Annotated in this window: 26 protein-coding genes; 22 read left to right on the top strand and 4 right to left on the bottom strand. The window is 41.2% G+C overall.

Annotated features, from left to right (window positions below):
- Window position 1 precedes the first annotated feature (1 nt).
- Genes BMZ58_RS11760 through BMZ58_RS11750 form a run of 3 tightly spaced genes read right to left on the bottom strand, consistent with a single transcriptional unit; the run spans window position 2 to window position 1,089 of the window.
- Window positions 2-571 (bottom strand): manganese catalase family protein, encoded by a 570-nt coding sequence (locus tag BMZ58_RS11760; protein WP_075036751.1) that lies wholly within the window; start codon window positions 569-571, stop codon window positions 2-4.
- Window positions 572-601: 30 nt separating this feature from the next.
- On the bottom strand, window positions 602-871 hold the full coding sequence (locus tag BMZ58_RS11755; RefSeq protein ID WP_075036750.1) for a spore coat protein CotJB: 270 nt from the start codon (window positions 869-871) through the stop codon (window positions 602-604).
- The gene (locus BMZ58_RS11750; protein ID WP_075036749.1) at window positions 871-1,089 is read right to left on the bottom strand and encodes a spore coat associated protein CotJA; all 219 of its coding nucleotides are present in this window, start codon (window positions 1,087-1,089) and stop codon (window positions 871-873) included. The genes BMZ58_RS11755 and BMZ58_RS11750 overlap by 1 nt, the downstream gene beginning before the upstream one ends.
- 148 nt (window positions 1,090-1,237) lie before the next feature.
- Here BMZ58_RS11750 and BMZ58_RS11745 point away from each other — a divergent pair, with 148 nt between their 5' ends.
- The 7 genes from BMZ58_RS11745 to BMZ58_RS11715 all read left to right on the top strand — a co-directional run bounded on the left by BMZ58_RS11745 (window position 1,238) and on the right by BMZ58_RS11715 (window position 8,599).
- The gene (locus BMZ58_RS11745) at window positions 1,238-1,858 is read left to right on the top strand and encodes a CBS domain-containing protein (protein WP_244151542.1); all 621 of its coding nucleotides are present in this window, start codon (window positions 1,238-1,240) and stop codon (window positions 1,856-1,858) included.
- 382 nt (window positions 1,859-2,240) lie between these two features.
- Entirely contained in the window at window positions 2,241-3,038 is a 798-nt protein-coding gene (locus tag BMZ58_RS11740) for a metallophosphoesterase (RefSeq protein WP_075036747.1), read from the top strand.
- A 75-nt stretch (window positions 3,039-3,113) separates the two neighbouring features.
- Complete coding sequence (locus tag BMZ58_RS11735) at window positions 3,114-4,013, top strand: MerR family transcriptional regulator (RefSeq protein WP_075036746.1); 900 nt, start codon at window positions 3,114-3,116, stop codon at window positions 4,011-4,013.
- Between the two features lie 131 nt (window positions 4,014-4,144).
- On the top strand, window positions 4,145-4,726 hold the full coding sequence (locus tag BMZ58_RS11730) for a genetic competence negative regulator (protein ID WP_075036745.1): 582 nt from the start codon (window positions 4,145-4,147) through the stop codon (window positions 4,724-4,726).
- Between the two features lie 227 nt (window positions 4,727-4,953).
- Complete coding sequence (locus tag BMZ58_RS11725) at window positions 4,954-5,898, top strand: D-alanine--D-alanine ligase (protein WP_075036744.1); 945 nt, start codon at window positions 4,954-4,956, stop codon at window positions 5,896-5,898.
- A gap of 128 nt (window positions 5,899-6,026) precedes the next feature.
- A complete protein-coding gene (locus BMZ58_RS11720; RefSeq protein WP_075036743.1) occupies window positions 6,027-7,307 on the top strand; it encodes a Glu/Leu/Phe/Val family dehydrogenase in 1,281 nt (426 codons plus the stop codon).
- Window positions 7,308-7,621: 314 nt separating this feature from the next.
- Window positions 7,622-8,599 (top strand): YpdA family putative bacillithiol disulfide reductase, encoded by a 978-nt coding sequence (locus BMZ58_RS11715; protein ID WP_075036742.1) that lies wholly within the window; start codon window positions 7,622-7,624, stop codon window positions 8,597-8,599.
- Window positions 8,600-8,795: 196 nt separating this feature from the next.
- Here BMZ58_RS11715 and BMZ58_RS11710 read toward each other — a convergent pair whose 3' ends face one another.
- The gene (locus tag BMZ58_RS11710; RefSeq protein WP_075036741.1) at window positions 8,796-9,767 is read right to left on the bottom strand and encodes an asparaginase; all 972 of its coding nucleotides are present in this window, start codon (window positions 9,765-9,767) and stop codon (window positions 8,796-8,798) included.
- Window positions 9,768-9,860: 93 nt separating this feature from the next.
- Here BMZ58_RS11710 and prsW point away from each other — a divergent pair, with 93 nt between their 5' ends.
- The 15 genes from prsW (at window position 9,861) to BMZ58_RS11635 (ending at window position 22,734) form a co-directional block, all read left to right on the top strand.
- Window positions 9,861-10,520, top strand: a complete 660-nt coding sequence (prsW, locus tag BMZ58_RS11705; protein WP_075036740.1) for a glutamic-type intramembrane protease PrsW — start codon at window positions 9,861-9,863, stop codon at window positions 10,518-10,520.
- A 297-nt stretch (window positions 10,521-10,817) separates the two neighbouring features.
- Window positions 10,818-11,648 (top strand): spore cortex-lytic enzyme, encoded by an 831-nt coding sequence (gene sleB / locus BMZ58_RS11700; protein ID WP_075036928.1) that lies wholly within the window; start codon window positions 10,818-10,820, stop codon window positions 11,646-11,648.
- Window positions 11,649-11,659: 11 nt separating this feature from the next.
- Window positions 11,660-13,000: a germination protein YpeB gene (gene ypeB, locus BMZ58_RS11695; RefSeq protein ID WP_075036739.1), complete on the top strand. Its 1,341-nt coding sequence runs from the start codon at window positions 11,660-11,662 to the stop codon at window positions 12,998-13,000.
- Window positions 13,001-13,120: 120 nt separating this feature from the next.
- Window positions 13,121-13,783, top strand: a complete 663-nt coding sequence (locus BMZ58_RS11690) for a flagellar brake protein (RefSeq protein ID WP_075036738.1) — start codon at window positions 13,121-13,123, stop codon at window positions 13,781-13,783.
- A gap of 149 nt (window positions 13,784-13,932) precedes the next feature.
- The gene (cmk, locus tag BMZ58_RS11685; RefSeq protein WP_075036737.1) at window positions 13,933-14,619 is read left to right on the top strand and encodes a (d)CMP kinase; all 687 of its coding nucleotides are present in this window, start codon (window positions 13,933-13,935) and stop codon (window positions 14,617-14,619) included.
- Window positions 14,616-15,200 (top strand): lysophospholipid acyltransferase family protein, encoded by a 585-nt coding sequence (locus BMZ58_RS11680; protein ID WP_075036736.1) that lies wholly within the window; start codon window positions 14,616-14,618, stop codon window positions 15,198-15,200. Before cmk ends, BMZ58_RS11680 begins: the two co-directional genes overlap by 4 nt.
- 101 nt (window positions 15,201-15,301) lie before the next feature.
- A complete protein-coding gene (rpsA, locus tag BMZ58_RS11675; RefSeq protein ID WP_075036735.1) occupies window positions 15,302-16,444 on the top strand; it encodes a 30S ribosomal protein S1 in 1,143 nt (380 codons plus the stop codon).
- Between the two features lie 15 nt (window positions 16,445-16,459).
- Window positions 16,460-17,479, top strand: a complete 1,020-nt coding sequence (gene fni / locus BMZ58_RS11670; RefSeq protein ID WP_075036734.1) for a type 2 isopentenyl-diphosphate Delta-isomerase — start codon at window positions 16,460-16,462, stop codon at window positions 17,477-17,479.
- A 133-nt stretch (window positions 17,480-17,612) separates the two neighbouring features.
- Window positions 17,613-18,206: a YphA family membrane protein gene (locus BMZ58_RS11665; RefSeq protein WP_075036733.1), complete on the top strand. Its 594-nt coding sequence runs from the start codon at window positions 17,613-17,615 to the stop codon at window positions 18,204-18,206.
- Window positions 18,203-19,069 (top strand): YIEGIA family protein, encoded by an 867-nt coding sequence (locus BMZ58_RS11660; RefSeq protein WP_075036732.1) that lies wholly within the window; start codon window positions 18,203-18,205, stop codon window positions 19,067-19,069. The genes BMZ58_RS11665 and BMZ58_RS11660 overlap by 4 nt, the downstream gene beginning before the upstream one ends.
- Before the next feature lie 16 nt (window positions 19,070-19,085).
- On the top strand, window positions 19,086-19,271 hold the full coding sequence (locus tag BMZ58_RS11655; RefSeq protein WP_075036731.1) for a capping complex subunit for YIEGIA: 186 nt from the start codon (window positions 19,086-19,088) through the stop codon (window positions 19,269-19,271).
- A 192-nt stretch (window positions 19,272-19,463) separates the two neighbouring features.
- Window positions 19,464-20,774, top strand: a complete 1,311-nt coding sequence (gene der / locus BMZ58_RS11650) for a ribosome biogenesis GTPase Der (RefSeq protein ID WP_075036730.1) — start codon at window positions 19,464-19,466, stop codon at window positions 20,772-20,774.
- 28 nt (window positions 20,775-20,802) lie between these two features.
- The gene (locus BMZ58_RS11645; RefSeq protein WP_075036729.1) at window positions 20,803-21,843 is read left to right on the top strand and encodes an NAD(P)H-dependent glycerol-3-phosphate dehydrogenase; all 1,041 of its coding nucleotides are present in this window, start codon (window positions 20,803-20,805) and stop codon (window positions 21,841-21,843) included.
- 61 nt (window positions 21,844-21,904) lie between these two features.
- Window positions 21,905-22,162, top strand: coding sequence for a stage VI sporulation protein F (locus BMZ58_RS11640; protein WP_075036728.1), 258 nt, complete (start codon window positions 21,905-21,907; stop codon window positions 22,160-22,162).
- 374 nt (window positions 22,163-22,536) lie between these two features.
- On the top strand, window positions 22,537-22,734 hold the full coding sequence (locus tag BMZ58_RS11635) for a DUF2768 domain-containing protein (protein ID WP_075036727.1): 198 nt from the start codon (window positions 22,537-22,539) through the stop codon (window positions 22,732-22,734).
- The last annotated feature ends 16 nt before the right edge of the window (window positions 22,735-22,750 follow it).

Here is a 22,750-nt window from a genome sequence, read left to right as displayed (position 1 = left end):
TTTAGAAGAATTGTTTCCGATCTTTTTCGAACTTAAGTATTTCAACAGCTTCCCTGAAACGTTGGGAGTGGACAACTTCGCGTTCTCTTAAAAATTTCAGACTGTCGTTCAAACAAGGATCATCGGACATATTGATGATCCATTGGTATGTCGCCCTTGCCTTTTCTTCTGCAGCAATATCCTCATAAAGGTCAGCTATAGGATCACCTTTAGCTTGAATGTATGTCGCTGTCCACGGACTGCCTGCAGCATTATGATAGAACAATGCTTTATCATGATTGGCATAATGGGCTCCAAGCCCCGCTTCTTTCATTTGTTCTGGTGTGGCGTCTTTAGTCAATTTGTAAATCATCGCTGCAATCATTTCCAAATGAGCGAATTCTTCGGTTCCTATGTCAGTCAAGAGCCCGATGACTTTATCTGGTATGCTGTAACGCTGGTTCAAGTAACGAAGAGCAGCCGATAATTCTCCATCCGCTCCACCATATTGTTCAATCAAATATTTCGCAAGTCGTGGGTTGCATTCTGTCACTTTGACAGGGTATTGTAACTTTTTCTCATAAAACCACATATTCGCCCCTCCTTTAATAGGAATAACTTATTATAATTGCCAAGGCCAGGGGGCATTGTCCCAGTTCCAGGGATAACCGGAAAAACTGCCGCCAAATTGCCTTAAAGGTCCGAAGCGCTTCTCGTAAGCTCCTTTCAAATCTCTGCTTTCCATTGCCAGCTGATTGAATTGCTGTATAGCCTGACTATCCTGAGGATGTGTGTCCAGATACAGGGTAAGTTCAACTAAAGCGAAATCCACCATTTGGATTTTTTCCATTAATGCATTACGTTCTTGGGCAGTATCGGCCGTTTGTTTCATTATTTTCCTCCTTTCTTCATAGGGGTCGGGTAGGGGTCATACAAGACTGGCCAAAGCGTCCCTCTGTACAAAGCTTCTTGAATAGGAAATTGCTGCATATTAGGTGCTTGAAATCCTAAATAGAGATTTGGAGGAGTCTGATAGCACTTTATCCCTATTGGAGGACATGGATCGTTAGGCCCGTAATAAGGTTGGTAACACTTGATCGGGGTGTACATACTTAAATCACATCCTTTTCTATGGGATTTTATGTGGAGCATTCTTGTCCTATTCCGCCCTTGCAGGATATTTCGTATGTTGTAGCGAATGTTAATACGGGTAGAGTATTAAATAAAAAGAGGTGACTATATGTTTGTTAAAGGGATAATGAAACCAGCACATAAATCTTTTACGGCAGAGGTCTCTACAACACTTGCTGAGGTACTGAAAGTTCTGGATGAAAAAGATATCGAAGCCATGCCTGTTTTAGAAGATGGTAGATTTAAAGGAATGATCTCAAAAGAAATCATTTTCCGAGCCTATTTCAATGGAGATGAAGGGATGGACAGGCAAACGTTTCTAAAAGAAGTGAAGGCTGGCGATGTTGCTCTTCACGAAGATTTCAACATTCATGATGAAGAAGTATTTGAACGTACTTTGCCCATGTTCAAAGGTTTTTCTGTTTTGGCTGTTGTAGACAAAACAAATAAGTTCCTCGGACTCGTTACAAGATACGACGTGATTGAACAGTTTGAAAGTGCATTCGGGGTGAAAAAACAGGGCGTACGGATTGCATTCACATCGGAAGAATCTTCGGGAAGAATTGAACGACTCGGTGACATAATCAAGCACTATCACGAAAACGTCATTTCTTTGGCTACTTTCGATGAAACGGACAAACTTGCGAGAAGGATTGTTCTTAAAATTGAGGATAATGATAATATTGAAGCTTTTACAAAAAAACTCGAGAAAACCGGGTTCCGAATACTCAGTGTTAAACGTTTGTAGGAGAAGCCGCTGGCTCATTAGAGCATAGCGGCCTTTTGTATTTTCTGTGAAACTTTATGGAGTCTTTAAGTCCTTTTGAGGATATAGGAGCGTCATAGAGGGCGGTTTTATGTGAGCGATGCGTCCTTTTATTATCCGGGGAGGTTTATATTGGATAGTGAAGTAATTACAGGATTCTGTTCTAGTTCACGGACAATCCCTTTAACAGTAGTCTGTTTAACAAAAGGGGAGGGAAATTACTACTGCCATTCCACCGTTGTCCCCCCAAGTACCAGTACCAGTAATGTTTTAGATGAGTATTTGTGATACTATTAGGTTTCGATTATTTTGATGTTTTTTCTGAATAGATTAAGTGTAAAGAAGAGAAAAAGGAGGGATGAAATTGTTTTGGTTTCTACTAATCCTGGCTGGAGGTCTAATCATGGTCGGATATATGTTCGCATTAGCAGAGTGGGCCGACAAGACACAAGTGAAAAATCTTTCTTATAACCGTTTCAAGGTGAAGGAGTCAAAGCCTTCCATCAAAATATTTTTCATTTCTGATATACATAATCGAAAGGTACGTGAAAAATCAATCGAAAATATAGAACAAGTAGATGTTGTCATTATAGGCGGCGATCTTGTGGATAAAAGAACCCCCCATCAACGCTTGCTGGACAATTTGCAACTGTTGAGGAAGTGGAATGCACCGATTTTCTTCATCCCTGGAAACAATGACCATGAGTTAACAAGCGGATCAATTATTGACGTGTTGGAGAATAATGGGGTGAAGACCTTATCTAATGAAGATGAGTATGTAAAATTAAAGCAAAACAAAGGGTTTGTCCTTAGTGGACTCGATCCATACTTCATGAAGCCTAACAGGAAATCAGCTCAAATAAAAGATGACGATATTCTTCAAATTCTCTGTGTTCACGACCCTTTTGTCTATCAAAGAATGAACCAGGAAGACAGGGAACGTTTCGATTTGGTATTGGCAGGACATACTCACGGTGGACAAATCCGAATATTTGGTCTGGGGCCTTATGAACGCGGGGGATGGTTGAATGATGAAGATCAGCCTTTGTTAGTCAGTGAGGGGTACGGTACATCCTTATTACCTCTTCGTTTAGGGACAAGAGCAGAGTCCCATCTCATTCATCTTAGCCTGGGGGAAGAGAAACCTGAAAAATTATTATAAAAAGAATATACAAATTTTACATAGGCTCTCGAGCTCTTATATAATAATGAAGAATAAATAGCTGGAGGCAGACTTATGGCTACGACAAAAGCTAAATATAACATCAAAGCCGTGTCCCAAATGCTTGGTATTCAACCGGGTACACTGCGCGCTTGGGAACGCCGCTATAAAATGATCCGTCCTTCACGGAATGAAGCTGGTCATCGGCTTTATACAGATGATCATATCAAGGTTTTAAAATGGTTGTTAGAGAAAGTAGATAAAGGATTCACCATCTCTCAAGCGGTATCCTTATTAGAAAATAACGAGGATACGGTGACAAGTCCCGATCATTCCGACAACAAAACGCAATTGGATATGATTGGTGATGAACTCTTAACATGTTTGTTGGCATTCAATGAAAAAGAAGCTCAACGGCAGCTCGATCATGCTTTTACTCTTTTTACACCGGAAACTGTGGCGATTGACATTATTGGCCCCATCTTAGTAAAGGTCGGGGATTTGTGGGAAAAGAATCAGATCACAAGTGCGCATGAGCACTTTGCCAGCCAATTTATTCGGACAAGAATTGGTATGATGGTTCTATCCATCCCTTCCGATGGTGTCCTTCCAAAAGCTCTTCTTGTATGTGGCCCGAATGAAAAGCATGAACTCGGTCTGCTGATCTTTGCGCTTTTCTTAAAACGGAAAGGTTACGATGTAGTGTACCTCGGGCAAAGCATAGCAGGTGGGGATATTGATATTGTAATCGATGAAATCGAGCCAGCATACATGTTTATGTCTTGTACCCTTAAGAAAAATATTCCGACAACTATCCGATTGGCAGAGTCTTTAAGAAGTCAATACCCGGATATAAAAATAGGGTTGGGCGGTTATGCGTATGATCGTCTCTCAGATTTGGACAAAAAACGTATCCAGCCATTTATCGTAGGCAAATCAAAAAATGACTGGGAAAGATGGTTGCAAAGTAGTTGATCATATACACAATTGATTTGAAAATGTTTGCCCCTGCCCAAATCGTCCGATATAATTTGAAAAAAAGGTGCCATAATCGCATCAGCCATCATAAGATATAGATAAAACACACGTGACAGGGGGGCGATCATGTGCGAGTGGAAAGAATGACGAATGAGAAATTCAAAATATTTCTCACGTTTGATGACCTGATGGATCGGGGCTTGTCTCGAGAAGAGCTTTGGAGTGATTTACCAAGAGTCCATCGTATATTCAGCGATATGATGTATGATGCCGGTATTGAACTTGGTGTCGAACTATCAGGTGTACTCCTTGTGCAAGTGTATTTGTTACAAGCTCAAGGCATGCTAGTTGTTGTAACAAAAACAGAACCAGCCGATATAGAGGAAGATGATGACTATATTGAAATGAAAGTTACATTGGATGAAAGTAATGAAATGATGTTTTCATTTGCAGAATTTGAGCATGTCATCCGGGCAGGGATCCAATTGAACCAATTGGATGTAAACGGAGGCAGTGTTTATTTTTATAATGAAGATTATTATATGTTGCTGGAAGATGAAGATATTGCTCATTTAGACCAGGATCAGGTCATAGCTCTGATGTCTGAATTTGCATCCGCAACAGCTGCCACATCCCATCGTTTAATCGAATACGGCAAACAGATCATGGACAAAGATGCTTGTAGAACCATCTATAAATATTTCTCATAAAATGGCAAGAACGTTGCTTTTCAAAGCTTCGTTCTTTTTATTTGTCCCTATTGACTGGACACTCAGATAAAGGTGAATATATCTGAAAAAAACGATATACCTCTAACATGAAAAACAAAATAAAAGTTCTGGTGTAGCTTTCATTTTTAATAGAAGCGTCCAACGGAACATGTTAAGATAATAACTGGTGTAAGTTAATTATAGAGGTAGGAAATGGAGTGTAACAAATGAAGATTGCGGTTTTATATGGTGGAACATCCGGTGAAAGAGAGGTTTCCTTATCAACAGGGAAGGGAATCATTAAAGCGCTGGAAAACAAAGGTCACATCGTTACACCGATCGATTTCTCCCCAGACAAGATAGAGGAAGTGTTGAAGCTCAAGGTAGACCTTGTATTCATCGGGTTGCACGGTCGATTCGGGGAAGATGGTAAAATACAGGGCCTTTTGGATATGCTTGAAATTCCTTATGTAGGATCTGGTGTACTTGCTTCTGCGCTGGCAATGGATAAAGCGAAATCTAAACAGATCTTTTCATTAAATGGTCTCCATACTGCTAAAAGCGAAGTATATGATGTTACGGATGAGACCCGGTTTGATAGGATTGAAAAAGAGATCAAACGAGCATTCAAGCTTCCATTCGTCATAAAACCGAATCAGGAAGGTTCTACCCTTGGTTTAAGTATCGTGAAGAACGAAAAGGACATTCGTAGTGCAATCGTGATGGCTGCGAAATCCGACTCTATGATTCTAGTCGAAGATTATGTCAAAGGAAGAGAAGTAACCGTTCCTGTAATGGGGATAAAAGGAGAGGAGCAGGCTCTTCCTGTTATTGAGATCATCCCGAAGAATGATTATTATGATTTTGATTCAAAATATAAACCAGGTGGCAGTGAACATATCGTTCCTGCAAAAGTAGATGAGAAATTGACGACACAACTGAAGGAAGATGCTGTAACTGCACATCAATTGTTAGATTGTGATGTCTATTCGCGCGTAGATTTCATCATTAATGAAGAAAACGAACCGATCATACTTGAAGTAAATACTCTTCCAGGAATGACCCCGACCAGTCTATTTCCTGATTCAGCCCAAGAGATCGGATTAAGTTATGACGACCTTATTGAAAAATTCGTAGAGCTATCCCAAAGTAATAAAGAGAAAAAGGTGTAATCGCTTACATTTTAATGTGAAAACGGTTGAAAATGACTGCATCCGGCTTTCTTAAACCGTAACGAACGTGTATACTAATCACTGAAGAATGAGTCCTAATCGAATGGATTGATATAGGAGGTAAATGGATGGTAGCCGATAAGCCAACAGATTCTGCAAATCAAAACAATGATAAACTTGATGTGTTGAAGTCCACACAAACGGTGGTCAAAAAAGCACTTGATAAATTAGGTTATCCGAATGAAGTGTATGAACTGATGAAAGAACCTGTAAGAATGATGACTGTTCGAATCCCTGTGCGCATGGACAATGATCAGATTAAAATTTTCACAGGGTATCGTTCGCAACATAACGATGCAGTAGGCCCGACGAAAGGCGGCGTACGTTTTCACCCGAATGTTACGGAAAAAGAAGTGAAAGCTCTTTCCATTTGGATGAGTCTTAAAGCGGGGATTGTCGATCTTCCTTACGGCGGAGGTAAAGGCGGAATTGTTTGTGATCCACGAGAGATGTCTTTCCGTGAATTGGAAGGGGTAAGTCGTGGGTATGTCCGTGCCATCAGTCAGATCGTCGGCCCGACAAAAGATATCCCAGCACCTGATGTTTTTACCAATTCGCAAATAATGGCGTGGATGATGGATGAATATAGCCGGATCGATGAATTCAATAACCCTGGCTTCATCACAGGGAAACCCCTTGTCCTCGGTGGTTCTCACGGTAGAGAAACAGCGACAGCCAAAGGTGTGACCATTTGTATCGAAGAAGCAGCTAAGAAGAAAGGGATTAATGTAGAAGGAGCCAGAGTCGTTGTCCAGGGTTTCGGAAACGCAGGCAGCTTCCTTGCTAAATTCATGCATGACAAAGGGGCCAAAGTCATTGGTATTTCCGATGCGCATGGAGGGTTACATGATCCTGATGGCTTGGATATAGACTACTTACTTGATCGCAGGGACAGCTTCGGAACGGTTACGAATCTGTTCAAAAACACGATTACCAATGAAGAATTGTTGGAACTGGATTGTGATATTCTTGTCCCGGCAGCGATAGAAAATCAAATTACAGAAGACAACGCCTATAACATAAAAGCTTCCATCGTGGTAGAAGCTGCTAATGGTCCAACTACACTGGATGCGACTCGTATCCTTTCCGAGCGGGGGATTTTGTTAGTACCTGATGTACTGGCGTCCTCAGGTGGGGTGACCGTTTCTTATTTCGAATGGGTGCAAAATAATCAAGGGTATTACTGGACAGAAGAAGAAGTGGAAGAAAAGCTCCATAAAGTCATTGTCAAAGGTTTCGATAATGTTTATCGGACATCGGAGACTAGACGAGTGGATATGCGCCTTGCTGCTTATATGGTCGGCGTTAGAAAGATGGCGGAGGCTTCAAGATTCCGTGGATGGATTTAACTTGATTCTCCAATTCCAATCTCCTATCATAGTTATGGTAGGAGATTCATTTTTTTAGAAGACAAGTAAAGAAAGTATATTTTTGCGGAAGGTTGGCTAGCTCCAGCACCTGCCCCCTCGATGTCTTAGGCCACACAGGAAGTGGGGTTGTTCGGTGTTGCAACAGGACGGCAAACTTAACCGAACTTCTGACTAATCATCTGTGACAAAGAACGTCACGGCGAGTCTTGTCTTAAGCTTGTCAGGGGTGAGCAAGTCGCTTGCGCTTTTCTAACTAACCGTCATGTTCTGGGAACGAAAGAGGAGTGTTGTTCGTGCTACAAGAAGAAAAAGTCATAATCATCGGTGGAGGTCCCTGCGGGATAAGTGCAGCCATCGAATTGCAGAAATCCGGCATAGAACCATTGATCATAGAAAAAGGAAATATTGTTAACTCGATTTATCATTATCCGACTCATCAAACGTTTTTCAGTTCCAGTGAAAAATTGGAGATCGGAAATATTCCATTTATAACGGAAAGACAAAAACCTGTCCGTAACGAAGCACTAGCATATTACCGCGCGGTAGCTGGGCGAGAGCAACTCCGTGTTCACACTTATGAAAGAGTGACAAGTGTCGAACGAACCGATAAGGGGTTTTTTGTCCATACAGAAAAAGATAATGGAGTACAAGTACAGTATACAGCAGAACAAATTGTCGTTGCTACTGGATATTATGATCAACCGAACTATATGAACGTCAAAGGCGAAGATTTACCTAAAGTCATGCACTATTTCAAAGAAGGACATCCTTACTATAATAAAGATGTTGTGATTATCGGAGGAAAAAATTCGGCGGCTGATGCAGCCCTTGAATTGGAAAAATCCGGCGCGAATATCACCGTATTATATCGTGGGGAAGATTATTCGAAAAGTATTAAACCTTGGATCCTCCCTCAATTCGAAGCTCTAGTCAGAAAGGGAATCATCCAAATGGATTTTTGCGCAGACATTAAAGAAATCACAGAGAACGAAGTGATTTATGAATGTAAAGGGAAAGAAAAACGTATTGCGAATGACTTTGTCTTCGCAATGACAGGATACCGTCCAGATCATAGCTTCCTTACAAAAATGGGGGTAGAAATGGATGAGGAAACAGGGCGTCCTGCTTTTGATGAGAACACTATGGAAACGAATGTACCAGGTATATATATTGCAGGGGTCATTGCAGCTGGTTACAATAACAATGAAATTTTTATTGAGAACGGTCGACATCATGGCGGTAAAATTGCTCATTCCATTGCTTCTCGATGAAAATTTTTAAATACAGACATAACGAATAGCTGTTGATTATCGCGACCTGACTCATGGGTAGGAAAGGTGAAAAGCAGAAGACCGATCTTCCTGACCCAAACTAAAAGTAATGGTTAATTTGGAGTAATAAATCTATAGATATGCAAAAAAAGCTCAGAGATATCTGAGCTTTTTCGTTTGTATAGATATTTATGAATTAGTAACTGAACATATGTTCCAGTTCAGTAAGATTGGTGGTCATTTCAAGAGCGACCATAAGTTTGATCCTTGCTTTAGGACCAGTCAGTCCGTTAGCAAATATGAGCCCCATATCCCTTAATTGTCGACCGCCGCCTGGGTATCCGTATGTATCTTGGACAATACCCTGATAACAACGGGAAACGAGTACGATCGGGATGGAAGCTTCTATTGCCCTCTTTAATGATTCTACTGTCTCGGGAGGTAAATTCCCTTGCCCCAATGCTTCGATTACTAAACCGTCTACATTGCTTTCTCTTACAGCATCGATCAAAGAGCCATCCATGCCTGCAAATGCTTTGATCAGAGCGACTCGTTTGTTAATGTGCTGTATAGGGTAAGAATCATGACGGGTCATCTTATGATGGAAAAACACCTCATTTTTAGTGGTGATACCGATCGGACCATATTGCGGGCTTTGAAAGGTTGCTACATTACTCGTACTTGTTTTCGTCACGTTTTTAGCAGTGTGGATTTCGTCATTCATTACTACGAGTACACCTTTCTCTTGGGCTTCATCGCAACTGGCTACACGGATAGCACTAAGTAGATTATATAACCCGTCAGCACCGATTTCATTACTGGAACGCATCGCCCCTGTGACAACTACCGGTTTTCTTGTTTGCAGGAATAAATCAAGAAAATAGGACGTTTCTTCCAGAGTATCTGTGCCGTGGGTGATGACGATTCCATCATAGTTTCGCTTGGACATTTTTTCATGAATCGCACGACCTAGTTTTAACATATGGTCGGGGCGGATGTGCGGGGAAGGGAGATGAAATAATATTTCATCTTCAATTTCTGTTTCCCCTTTCAACATCGTCGATATTTCATCAAGGGGGTGTTTGGATGAAGTATTCACTTCACCAGTTTCTTTGTTTTCTTTCATTGAAATGGTGCCTCCTGTGTGGATCACCAAAATTCGTTTCATAAACTGTCACCATCTTCCATTCAATTGTTCCTTTTCTTATACCTTCATGATACGATGAAAAGTGTGTGAAGGAAAGAGAAAGGGTTGAGGTTTATGGCCATATTGACCGCTGCCATATCACCTGCTGTTGCCATTATGACATTTATATATTTGAGCAAACGAATTGAACTCGAGCCATTACCTCTGATTATTCGGATGTTCATCATAGGTGTTATCATGGTGTTTCCCATCATGTTTATTCAATACGCTTTTGAAGTAGAGAATGTCTTTCATAATCCGCTAATGAAATCGGTATTTTTGGTAGGTTTATTAGAAGAATTCTTTAAATGGTTCTTTTTACTTTTCGTAGCTTATAGACACTCTGATTTTGACCATCATTATGATGGCATCATATATGCTGTCGCCGTTAGTTTAGGTTTCGCTACCATAGAAAATATTATTTTTCTCTTTCAGAACGGAATTCAGATAGCGGTGTTGCGTGCGATTTTTCCGGTTTCCTCTCATGCGTTATTCGGGATCATCATGGGATTTTATATGGGTAAGGCAAAGTTTCGAACCACTCGATCCAGGTGGTGTCTTGGTTTAGGATTAATTGTTCCTGTAGGTTTCCATACGATTTATGACTATATCATTACGATAAATGAAATGACATGGATGTTTTGGATCACGCCATTCATGATTATTTTATGGGTCATCGGCTTTAGAAAAATCAGGATTGCCAATCAACATCATGAAAATATGTGGTCACAGTAAAGACAGCGGATCAGCTGTCTTTTTTTGTGCAGGAAAAAATATAAAAAGGATGATTGATTCCATGTCGTTACGGCATGCTTAGTGCCCGGTCTCTTTTTCTATTTCACAGGCCGATGAACCTAGAAGGTTTTTAGTACACAAATAAATCAGCTTTCTGGTATAAAAAAGAATTCAAACGATGTTTCCTCTCTATGCATAATCTTCGGGTTCTGTTAAAAACTACCCCTATAACTAAACTATTGGGTCAGGGGTGTATATTGGATGTTATGGAAAAAGACAATGGTCGTTTTTTGGGGTATGGCCCTATTGCTTTTCCCTTTATCAGAGTTGACCTACGTCAAACCTGTCCAAGGGTTTTCTAATCAGGTTATTCAGCAAGGAGCGACAGGCGAGGATGTCATTGAGCTCCAATCCAGGTTGCAGTATCTCGGATTCTATAATGGAAATATAGATGGAGTGTTCGGGTGGGGTACTTACTGGGCAGTCCGTAATTTTCAGTACGAATTCGGGCTTGAAATTGATGGATTGGTCGGCGAAGAAGTGAAAAACAAGCTGAACAAAGCTAGTAATTATGATGAAGGTTATGTGAAAGAACAAATTCGTAAAGGTAATGATTTTACACATTATGGCGGTACACCAAAATCGCAGCAAACGAAAGAAAAGCCTGATCAAAAACAACAACCAAAGCAACAAGAGCAAAACCAGCAACAGCAAAACCAGCAAGAACAACCACAACAACAAGAGCCTTCGGCGGTCAACGTACCAAGTGGTTACTCACAAAATGATATCCAATTAATGGCTAATGCAGTGTATGGGGAAGCCCGTGGCGAACCTTATGTAGGTCAAGTAGCAGTCGCTGCCGTTATACTCAATCGTATCCAAAGTGCATCCTTCCCTAATACAGCTTCCGGGGTCATTTTTGAACCACGTGCATTTACCGCTGTAGCTGACGGCCAAATCTGGCTGGAGCCGAATGATCAAGCGAAAGAAGCGGTCATGGATGCGATCAATGGCTGGGACCCATCCGGTCAAGCAACCTATTATTTCAACCCACAAACGGCGACTTCGGATTGGATTTGGTCAAGACCACAGATTAAACAAATAGGTAAACATATTTTTTGTAAATAGGAGGTGGGCGTATGTTGAGATGGACTGCCATCATCATATTAAGTATTACGACTATCGGTGCAGGAGTCTGGGGATATAAGGAGAACCAGGATAAAAACGCTGTGCTTATACAAGCAGAGAATAGTTATCAGCGAGCATTCCATGATCTGACCTATAATATCGATCTATTACACGATAAAATCGGCTCCAGTTTGGCGATGAACTCAAGAGATAGTTTGTCACCACAACTAGCAGAGATATGGAAAATTTCCTCGGAAGCCAACTCTGATGTTGGTCAATTGCCGTTGACTCTTCTCCCTTTCAATAAAACAGAAGAATTTTTGTATGATATTGGAGAGTTCGCTTATAGGACAGCTGTGAGAGATCTAGAGAAAAAACCGCTGAGTGATGAAGAAGTTAAATTCTTAGAAGAGCTTCATACAAAGTCAGGTGAAATCGAAGGGGAACTGAGGAAAGTACAAAATGTCGTTCTCAGTGATAATCTCAGATGGATGGATGTAGAGCTAGCACTAGCTACGAATGATGAAGTAGGGGATAACACCATCGTCAACGGATTTAAAACTGTTGAGAAATCGATGGAAGGTTTTGAGGATTCTGTTACTCAAACAGGTTTTAGTGCGTCCGGACCTGAAAAAAGTTACCGTAACCTTCAAGGAGAGAAAATAACAGAGAAACAAGCAAAAAAAATAGCAAGTAAGTTCCTTGAGAAGGTATCCCCAGATAAATTGACATTGACTAAATCAGGGAAAGGCGCAGATGTGCCAACATACACAGGTTCTTTTGAAAATGGGGATAGGAATGGGTACATCGACCTTACAGAAAAAGGTGGACATCCTCTGACAGTGATGATTAGTCGTAAAGTAGGGGATGCGAAGATTTCCCTCTTTGAAGCTTCAGAGAAAGCTAAGGAATATGTAAAAGGGTTGGATATTGAAAATCTTGAACTTGTCGAAAGCAACCAGTATGATAAAATGGGCGTTTTCCGCTTCCTATATACAGAGAATGATGTGCGTTTTTACCCTGATTCCGTTGTCGTCAAAGTGGCCTTAGATAATGGGGAAGTACTTGGTTTGTCGACTAGGGATTATTTTAACTTCCATAGTGACAGGGAGTTGAATGAACCTGGCATCTCTCTGGAAGAAGCTCGAAAGAAAGTGAACCCTAATGTTGAAATCCAGGATCATCACATGTCAGTCATTGAAAATGATGTAAATGAACAAGTGTTATGTTATGAATTTTTGACTACGATGGAGAATACGACATACCGGATATTCATTAATGCATCTAATGGACATGAAGAAAAAGTAGAGACATTGAAAAAAGCAGAAATGAAGTTCAATCAAGATATATGATAGAGAAGGGCCCTGACTAAGGGTCCTTTTCCCTTTCTTTAGACCTAGCATCTTCCCTTTTTTTGAGAGGCATGAGATAATAATAGACAAAAGATTGTTACGATTTAAGGGGGAGAAGCGGTGCAGAACTTAAAGGTGGGGACGCCTCTTACGTTAGAACTCCATAAGCCGGAAGAAGAGGAATCTCATCGCTACAAATGTAAACTCGTGGACTATGATCTTAATAACATCTATATAGATTATCCTATACATATGGAAACAGGAAGGACAGGTTTCTTTTTGGAAGGGACTCAATTTCATGCCAGCTTTGTCGGGCGCGATCAATCTGTTTATTGGTTTAAGACAAAAGTCGTTGCCCGAAAAAAAATGAATATTCCTGTAATTGCTCTACCTTTTCCTGGGATGGATGAATTGCGGCGCATCCAACGCAGGAAATATGTCCGTGTAGAAGCCTCTGTGGATGTGGCGGTCGAAGGGGAACATGCGGCTTTCCCTACTGTCACCCAGGACATTAGCGGAGGTGGACTGATGATCCTGCAACCAGCAGGTGATTTGCTGATACAAGGGGAGATCATCCAATTGACAGTCGTTGTCCCGATGAACTCAGGGGATACCCACTACCGGGAAATGACAGGAAAGGTAATTCGGACGATTGAAGCAAATGAAACTCAACCAGCACGTGTATCGGTTGAATTTATTGAAATTCCAGAAAAGGACCGACAATTGATTATCCGCTATTGTTTTGAGCAACAAATGCAGTCAAGGATGAAGGCACTTAATTGAACACGTATTTCATTTCATGGATTTTAAGAGGCGATTTGTGTTATTCTTGACATTGGAAATCAGCCAAATTTTTTACATGAGGCATCAGAAAAGCGCGCTTTGAAAGTGCGTTTTTGCTTTGATGAAGACAGATGGAGGAAACTAGAATAATGAACACAATGACCATTGCAATTGACGGTCCAGCGGCTGCCGGAAAAAGTACTGTAGCAAAAAGAGTCGCAGAAAAACTATCATTCATCTATGTGGATACAGGTGCAATGTATCGTGCTTTAACTTGGAAAGCCATAAAAGAAGGAGTTTCCCTTGAAGATGAAAAAGGTCTAAAATCACTTCTTAATCACACAGAGTTGAATCTCATTAAAAATGAACTTGGTCAACGGGTGATTCTTGATCAACAAGATGTGTCCGATCAAATCCGTACAGCAGAAGTGACGAACCAAGTATCAATCGTAGCGAAACATAAAGAAGTTCGCGAAGAAATGGTGCGTAGGCAACAGGAACTCGTCAAAGACAAAGGGGTAGTGATGGATGGCCGAGATATCGGTACACATGTGCTTCCGGATGCAGAAGTGAAAATTTTTATGATTGCATCTGTTGATGAACGAGCAGAACGTCGCCATAAAGAAAATATCGAGAAGGGTTTCCCATCCGACTTGAATCAGCTAAAAGAAGAGATCCGTAAGCGCGACGAAATTGACTCGAACCGGGAGGTCTCCCCACTAGTGAAAGCGGAAGACGCTATCGAGGTAGATACAACCTCCATGGGGATTGAAGAAGTTGTCCATACCATACTGGGAATTGTAAAAGAAAAAGCCAGGAAGGGGGATCAAGGATGAACCTCTATAAACTCGGAAAATTCTTATGCAGTGTTGTTTTTTACCCGATGTACCGCATTAAAGTTATTGGTAAAAAAAACATCCCAGCCGAAGGTCCTGTCATTATTTGTGCGAATCATATCTCCAACATAGACCCACCAGTTGTGGGTATAACCAATAATCGAAATATTTATTTCTTAGCCAAAGAAGAATTGTTTAAAAACCCCATCATCGGGGGTATATTGAAAAAAGTCCATGCTTTTCCGATCAAACGCGGCATGAGAGACCGGGATGCTCTAAGAAAAGGTTTGGGAGTTTTGAAAGAGGGGCATGCACTCGGTTTATTCCCGGAAGGCAGCCGACAAAAAAATAATGAGGTCGGAAAAGGCCTCGCTGGAGCCGGCTTTTTCGCTTTAAGGTCTGAAGCGGCCATCGTCCCTTGTGCTATTGTTGGTCCTTATAGGAAATTCAAACCATTAAAAGTGGTTTATGGGGAGCCGATCGATATGTCGGAATATCGTGAACAAAAAGCTTCTGCTCAAGTCGTGACTGATCGAATCATGGAAGAAATCAGACAATTGCATAAAATTCATCAATCATAAGGCGTAATCACTTGACAAAATGCTCTAAATATTAGAAGTTAGACAAAAGGGCATTTCTGTTTTTATTAGGTTGTGTCGGAAATTGAAGGAGGTAGCTTGGTATGGATGAAATGAATCAGGAAGTATCAGGAATGAAAGAATTCTCTGCAGGGGACATCGTGACTGGTAAAGTCGTGAAAATTGAAGAAAAACAGGTCCTTGTAGATGTTGGATATAAAGTCGAGGGTATTGTACCTATCAGTGAATTATCCAGCCTTCATGTAGAAAAAGCTTCAGATGCCGTCAGTGAAGGGGATGAACTGACGTTGCAAGTGAAGAAAGTGGAAGATGATGAAATTGTACTTTCTAAACGTGCGGTCGATGCTGATAAGGCATGGGAAGACCTTGAAGCGAAATTCGAAAGCGGAGAAATCTTTGAAGCAGAAGTCAAAGACGTAGTAAAAGGTGGACTAGTTGTAGACATCGGATTACGTGGTTTCATTCCGGCTTCTTTGGTCGAAACGTATTACGTTGAAGATTTTGAAGACTATAAAGGGAAGACCCTCTCTTTAAAAGTCGTAGAATTGGATCGTGAACAAAACCGTGTAATCCTTTCCCACCGTGCTGTTGTTGAAGAAGAAGAATCAGCGAAAAAGCATGAAGTGCTACAATCTTTGGAAGAAGGACAAGTCATTGAAGGAACTGTACAGCGTTTGACAGATTTCGGAGCCTTCGTGAACCTTGGAGGTATTGACGGACTCGTACATATCTCCCAGCTATCTCATCAGCATGTGGAAAAAGCAGCTGATGTTGTGGAAGAAGGGCAAGCTGTCAAAGTCAAAGTTCTTTCTGTGGATCGCGACAACGAGAGAATTTCTTTATCGTTGAAAGCTACTCAACCAGGACCTTGGCATGACATCAAGGCTAAAGTGAACCCTGGTGAGACACTCGAAGGTACAGTACGCAGACTAGTAAGCTTCGGAGCTTTCGTAGAAGTTTTCCCTGGTGTCGAAGGGCTTGTTCATATTTCCCAAATTTCCAATCGTCACATCGGCACCCCGGATGAAGTACTTGAAGAAGGACAAACAGTCCAAGTGAAAGTACTTGATGTGGATGAAGATGCCAAACGTCTTTCATTGAGCATGAAAGAATTAGAGCGTGAAGAAGCTCGTGCCGATATTCAACAATATGAGAAAGAAGATGACAACTCTGGTTTCTCATTAAGTGATATGATCGGTGATAAGCTGGATAAATACAAAAAGTAAAAAGTAGGGATGGGTATGAGTAGAGCGCAAAGAAAGATTGACCATATCCGCCATGCCTTAAGTCATGAACGGGAATTGCATAATCACTTTGATGATATTGAAATTATCCATCAGAGTTTGGCTCGTTTAGACTTTAATCAATTGCGTATAGACATGAAAGTAGGGGAACTTAATTTAAGTTCCCCTCTTTTTGTTAATGCAATGACTGGAGGTGGTGGCGAAGAGACGAAAGCAATCAATCGTGATCTAGCTCTAGTAGCAAGAGAAACGGGCATCGGAATGGCTGTCGGCTCTCAAATGTCTGCAATAAAAAATGTGGAAGAACGCCATACTTATGCGATTGTCCGACAGATGAATCCAGAAGGTTTCATTTTTGCGAACGTAGGCAGTGAAGCTTCATTAGATCAAGCGGAACAAGCGGTAGATATGATACAAGCTGATGCATTGCAAATTCATGTGAACACATTACAGGAATTGATTATGCCAGAAGGTGATCGTAATTTCACTCAACGGCTTGATAACATTCAACGTATTGTTAGTTCAATAGAACTGCCGGTTATTGTGAAAGAAGTAGGTTACGGAATGTCGATGGAAACTATTGAAACCCTTCAGCAAATCGGAGTGCGATACATCGATGTAGGAGGACGAGGAGGAACGAATTTTTCGAAAGTCGAAAATATGAGACGGGAACGCCCATTTGCATCTTTCAATAATTGGGGTATCCCTACTCCTGCGTCTATTCTGGAAACTGCAGGATCCGGTTTGCATGTATTCGCTTCGGGAGGCATCCGTAATGGTTTGGATGGAGCTAAAGCTCTTGTCCTGGGAGCGGAGGGATTCGGGATGGCAGGAAGTTTATTGAGAGTACTAGTGAATGACGGTATAAATTCACTGATAGAGGAAGTAGCGCATATCCACCATGAAATGAAGATGGTTATGATGCTTATGAATGCTGCCGTACCACATGAGTTAAAAGGACAACCTTATATTTTGCTCGGACATACCAAAGAATGGTATGACCAAAGGATTCAATAAGTCTATGACGATTTGTCATAGACTTTTTCTTATTATAACGGGATAAATGAGGAGCCCTTAGCTTTTTTATTGAGTATGTTTAAATGATGTGGGAATCACACATAATAGATGGTGATAGAGGGGAGGGGGAGAAGTGGGAGCTACTTTTTACTGGTATGCCTGGATTCTTACGATTATCGTGTTTTTCTTTATTGGAAAACGCACATTACGCCATGACTTATTAATCTTCACTGGTATTTCAATGTGTACATATACGCTTTTGACATGGAGTCCAGCTAGTCATTTATATATACATGTCTCCTTTCTTCTATTATTCGGTACTCATATATGGATCAGGAGAAAAAGGCCGTTCTTCCACCATTTTTGGCCATTTATATTAAGTGTCGGCTACGCATCTATCAGCATGTTTTTTGTCATCCACCCGGTTTGGAGCAACTTTCCAGGGGTGTCGGTTGGATTAGTGGTTGCCATCATTTTAATGCGGATGATTATTTCAGATATTGAAGGCCTTATCGGTATTTGGTTGTTAATAAATGCTGGTGGCACACTGTTTTCTTACGGTATTTTTGCCATCTATGGAAATGAAGGTTTAATTGAGAGTCAAATGATGATGGTATTTGTTTTAAAAGGTATGTTGGTCCTTTTTTTGTTTCATGGCATCGATCATTTAAAAAGGATCAACCTGAAGAAAAAGAAATCCTCATCTAAAGGAGCTGCTTTAGTTTGAATGAATATACTTATCCAATCCTTTTCGGTATTCTCGTGGGGACAGCATTGCGTTTATTTATGCTGCGGACGGATTACCGGCAATACCCTACTTATTTGCATGGGAAAATCATCCACTTATCTCTTGGTTTTATCGCAGCAGCTCTTGGCACTATCGCCATACCATCCATTATGGAAAAAGAATTCACCGCCGTGACATTCCTGACGTTAGCGGCATCACAGTTCCGGGAAGTGAGAAACATGGAAAGGAATACGTTGACGGAAATGGATGGATACGAGCTTGTTCCGAGAGGGAATACTTATATAGAGGGGATTGCCGTCGCTTTTGAGAGTAGAAATTACCTAGTGATTTTCACCTCCTTCCTTGTTACTTTATGTTACTTAACATTCAATATATGGGCAGCGATAGGGGCAGGGGTCGTCTGTTTCATTATTTCAAACTTCTTGATGAGTGGTTCTAAATTGTCAGATATCGTAACAGTGGAACACTCGCAGATTTCCTTTGATGGAGCTGGGCTGTATGTAGATAATATCTATATAATGAACATCGGTCTTCCTGAACGGCAAAAGGAAGTTATGGAATATGGGATGGGGTTTATATTAACTCCAAAAGACTTTAGTGTCCGTTCTACCATAGCGAATCTGGGCCAGCGACAAGCAATACTCCACGATGTTTCTGTAACCCTTGGGGTATTCCGCGATTCAGGGACTCCTGCTCTTGTTCCGCTTATCAAGAGGGATTTGAATGACGGAAGGATAGGAGTGTTTATTCTTCCTCAAGTCAAAGATCCAAAAAGAGCGAAAGAAATCATCGAGCATGTCCCTGTCCTTGAAAACGCGATCCAGATGCCTACAAAGAAATAGTAGGAGGAAGATGTAAATGAAAATGGAGAAAGCGATTTTAGCTTCCGTAACAACACAAGAGGGTAAAGTGCATGGGAGTGCAGCTGTTTTCAAATGTGAGACAAAAGAAGAGATGGAAGCTATAGCAGCAAATTTGGAGGCAATCCTAGATGGAATCGCTCATGCGCTTAGTGATCAGCTATATATTATCGTAAAGCATTGAATGAATACTAGAAGTATAAATTGTTTCTTTTCGTAAAATTTGCTAAGATAAGAAAGTTAATGGCTTCCTGCTGTTCGTCGGATCATGGGCTTATTAACCATGCCACCGGAGAAGAGCAGTATTTTTTTGCTTTTCACTACTGACGAAACATGAAATAATTAAAAATAGAAATAGAGAAAGGATGATCCTTTCATGAGAAAATCAGTGATAGCTATCGTAGGACGACCGAATGTTGGTAAGTCTACAATTTTTAACCGTTTGGTCGGTGAAAGAATTTCAATCGTAGAAGATACCCCAGGGGTTACGAGAGATCGAATCTATGCGGAGGCAGAATGGCTGACGACACGGTTTAACATTATCGATACAGGTGGTATTGAACTAGGAGATGAACCGTTGCTTGTCCAAATGAGAGCTCAGGCACAAGTAGCGATCGATGAAGCGGATGTTATTGTCTTCATGGTCAACGGACGTGACGGCATAACCGGAGCAGACGAAGAAGTAGCTAAAATCCTATTCAAATCAAACAAACCTGTCGTACTCGCAGTAAATAAAGTAGATAATCCAGAAATGAGAGAAAATATCTACGAGTTCTATTCTTTAGGTTTCGGAGAGCCTTACCCAATTTCAGGGACACATGGTTTAGGCCTTGGAGATATGCTTGATGAAGTCGTCAAGCATTTTCCGGAGAAAATCCAGGAAGAAATTGATGATGACACCATCCGTTTCAGCTTAATAGGAAGGCCCAATGTCGGTAAGTCGTCTCTAGTTAACAGCCTGCTTGGTCAGGAACGCGTGATTGTCAGTGATATAGCTGGAACCACAAGGGATGCCATTGATACGCCATTCTCAAAAGATGACCGGGATTATGTCATCATTGATACAGCGGGCATGAGAAAACGTGGGAAAGTGTATGAGTCTACGGAAAGGTATAGCATCATGAGAGCATTGAAAGCCATCGAGCGTTCGGATGTGGTTCTTACCTTGATTGACGCAGACGCAGGAATTCAGGAACAGGACAAGAAAATCGCCGGATATGCACACGAAGCAGGTAAAGCGGTTATTATCGTTGTCAACAAATGGGATACAGTGGAAAAAGAAGAAAAGACAATGAAAGAGTTCGAAGATAAAGTCCGAGACAATTTCCGTTTCTTGGATTATGCTCCAATCGTTTTTCTTTCTGCAAAAACGAAAAAGCGTATCCACACATTGCTTCCGAAAGTGTTAGAGACTAGTGAGAATCACGCTAAACGTGTTCAGACGAACGTGTTGAACGAAGTGATCATGGATGCATTAGCCATGAATCCTTCTCCATCGATCAAAGGGCAAAAATTGAAAATATTTTATGCCACTCAAGTGGCCGTCAAACCACCTAGTTTTGTTGTTTTTGTTAATGAACCGGAATTGATGCACTTCACTTATGAACGATTCCTGGAAAATAGAATCCGTGAAGCCTTCGGTTTCGAAGGGACTCCGATTAAGATCTTTGCACGAAAACGGAGCTGAATGGTTATCTAGGAAGGGAGTAGGTAATATGGGAAAAGTTGCTGTACTTGGCGCAGGGAGCTGGGGAACCGCCCTGGCTCTTGTTCTTGCGGATAATAAACATGATGTTCATTTATGGACCCATAGAGAAACGCTGGCAAACGAAATCAATCGAACACATAAGAACGAAAAGTATTTAAATGATGTAGAGTTACCTTCATCTATTAAAGCAAGCAATGATTTAGCATCTGTAGTAAGTGGAGCAAAGCACGTTATACTTGTGGTTCCTACGAAAGCCATGAGAGAAGTTTGCGGTCAGTTGAAACAGGTGTTGAATGATAAAACGATTCTCACTCATGCTTCTAAGGGCATAGAGCCAGGTACTTTCAAACGTGTATCCGAAGTGATTCGGGAAGAGATACCTTCACACCTTTATGAGGATGTTGTTGTCTTGTCTGGGCCAAGTCACGCAGAGGAAGTAAGTCTAAGGCAACCGACAACAGTGACTGTTTCTTCGAAAGAGCTCGAAGTTGCTGAAAAAGTTCAAGACTTATTTATCAACCGTCAATTCAGAGTTTATACTTCACCTGATTTGGTCGGCGTAGAACTTGGTGGAGCATTAAAGAATATTATCGCTCTGGGCGCAGGAATTTCAGATGGACTAGGATATGGAGATAATGCAAAAGCAGCGCTTATCACCCGTGGGTTAGCGGAAATTGCCCGTCTAGGGACATCCATGGGGGCAAACCCATTGACTTTTTCAGGGCTGACGGGCATTGGAGATTTGATTGTTACATGCACAAGTTCCCATAGTCGGAATTGGCGTGCAGGAAATAAATTAGGCCAAGGGTACCCTTTGGATGATGTACTTGAACAGATGGGGATGGTCGTAGAAGGGGTGCGAACAACCAAAGCAGCCTATCAGCTTGCTCAAGGACAGAATGTAGAGATGCCGATCACTTCAGGTATCTATCGCATTTTATTTGAGTCAGCGGAACCAAGGGACGTTGTAGACCAGCTGATGACAAGGATTCGCCGTCATGAAATGGAGGACCTGACGAATATTTTAGATGAAAAAATGAATGAATGACACATATCTGCCCTCGTGCATATACTACACAGAACCTAATGCACGAGGAGGTCAATGATTCATGAATGATTTTCAGAAAAATATTTTCGATCATCTGAAGAAAAAGGCGAACATCGATCCGGATGATGTGTTCAAAGTTGCGAACTCTATGCAGAATGCAGACTTCAGTGATGAAAAGACTGTCCGTCGGCTAGTGCGTCAATTAGCTAAAGTTGCAAATAAAAATGTATCGAAGCAAAAAGAAGACAAAATCGTTGAAGCAATTACAAAGCAGAATATGCCTCTTGATATGAATACGTTAGGCAAATTTTTGAAATAAAATGCTAACCAGTAGGCGCCTGAGGAGGCGGTCCTTCTAACGTATGCATAAGATATTACGCAGCAATCATTACACATGAGCTAGTTAGGGAATTGTTTAGTCACCCGGGGCAAAGGGTATTGCCCCGCTTTTTTTTTGCTCTATTTTCCCTTTTACCCGGTAATAAAGACTTGGGGGCAAGCTTTAAGAGGACACGACAGCTATTCTTGTCAGGCAGATAAGTAAGTTAAGATAGCTTTAACTTTTCTAACTGTTCTTTTCAAATAAAACGACACTTATCTGCATCTGCTCATGTAAAGCGGTCGATTCTGTCGGGGAAGAGTGACTTATGGTATAATATCCTAAGCAAAATGTGCTTGAAGGAGGAAGAAACGTTGTCAGAATCAATGCTCAAAATGTACATATCATTCGCAGGGATTATTTCCTTGTTCCTGGCGGTTGGTCTGATTTATTTAAGCAGACATAAATTAAATGGAGTTTTGGCTGGAGTCGTCGCTACCTTTGCCTACTTGTTTATGATTTTCGGTGGTATTATTATTTTCTATATTGTCTTGAGCGGGCCGACAGCATGAGGAAGGAGGGCTCTGC

The organism is Halobacillus dabanensis, assembly GCF_900114165.1.
Classification (GTDB): domain Bacteria; phylum Bacillota; class Bacilli; order Bacillales; family Halobacillaceae; genus Halobacillus; species Halobacillus dabanensis.
Note: the sequence above shows the minus strand (reverse complement) of the source record. Positions and strands in the feature narration are given on the sequence as shown.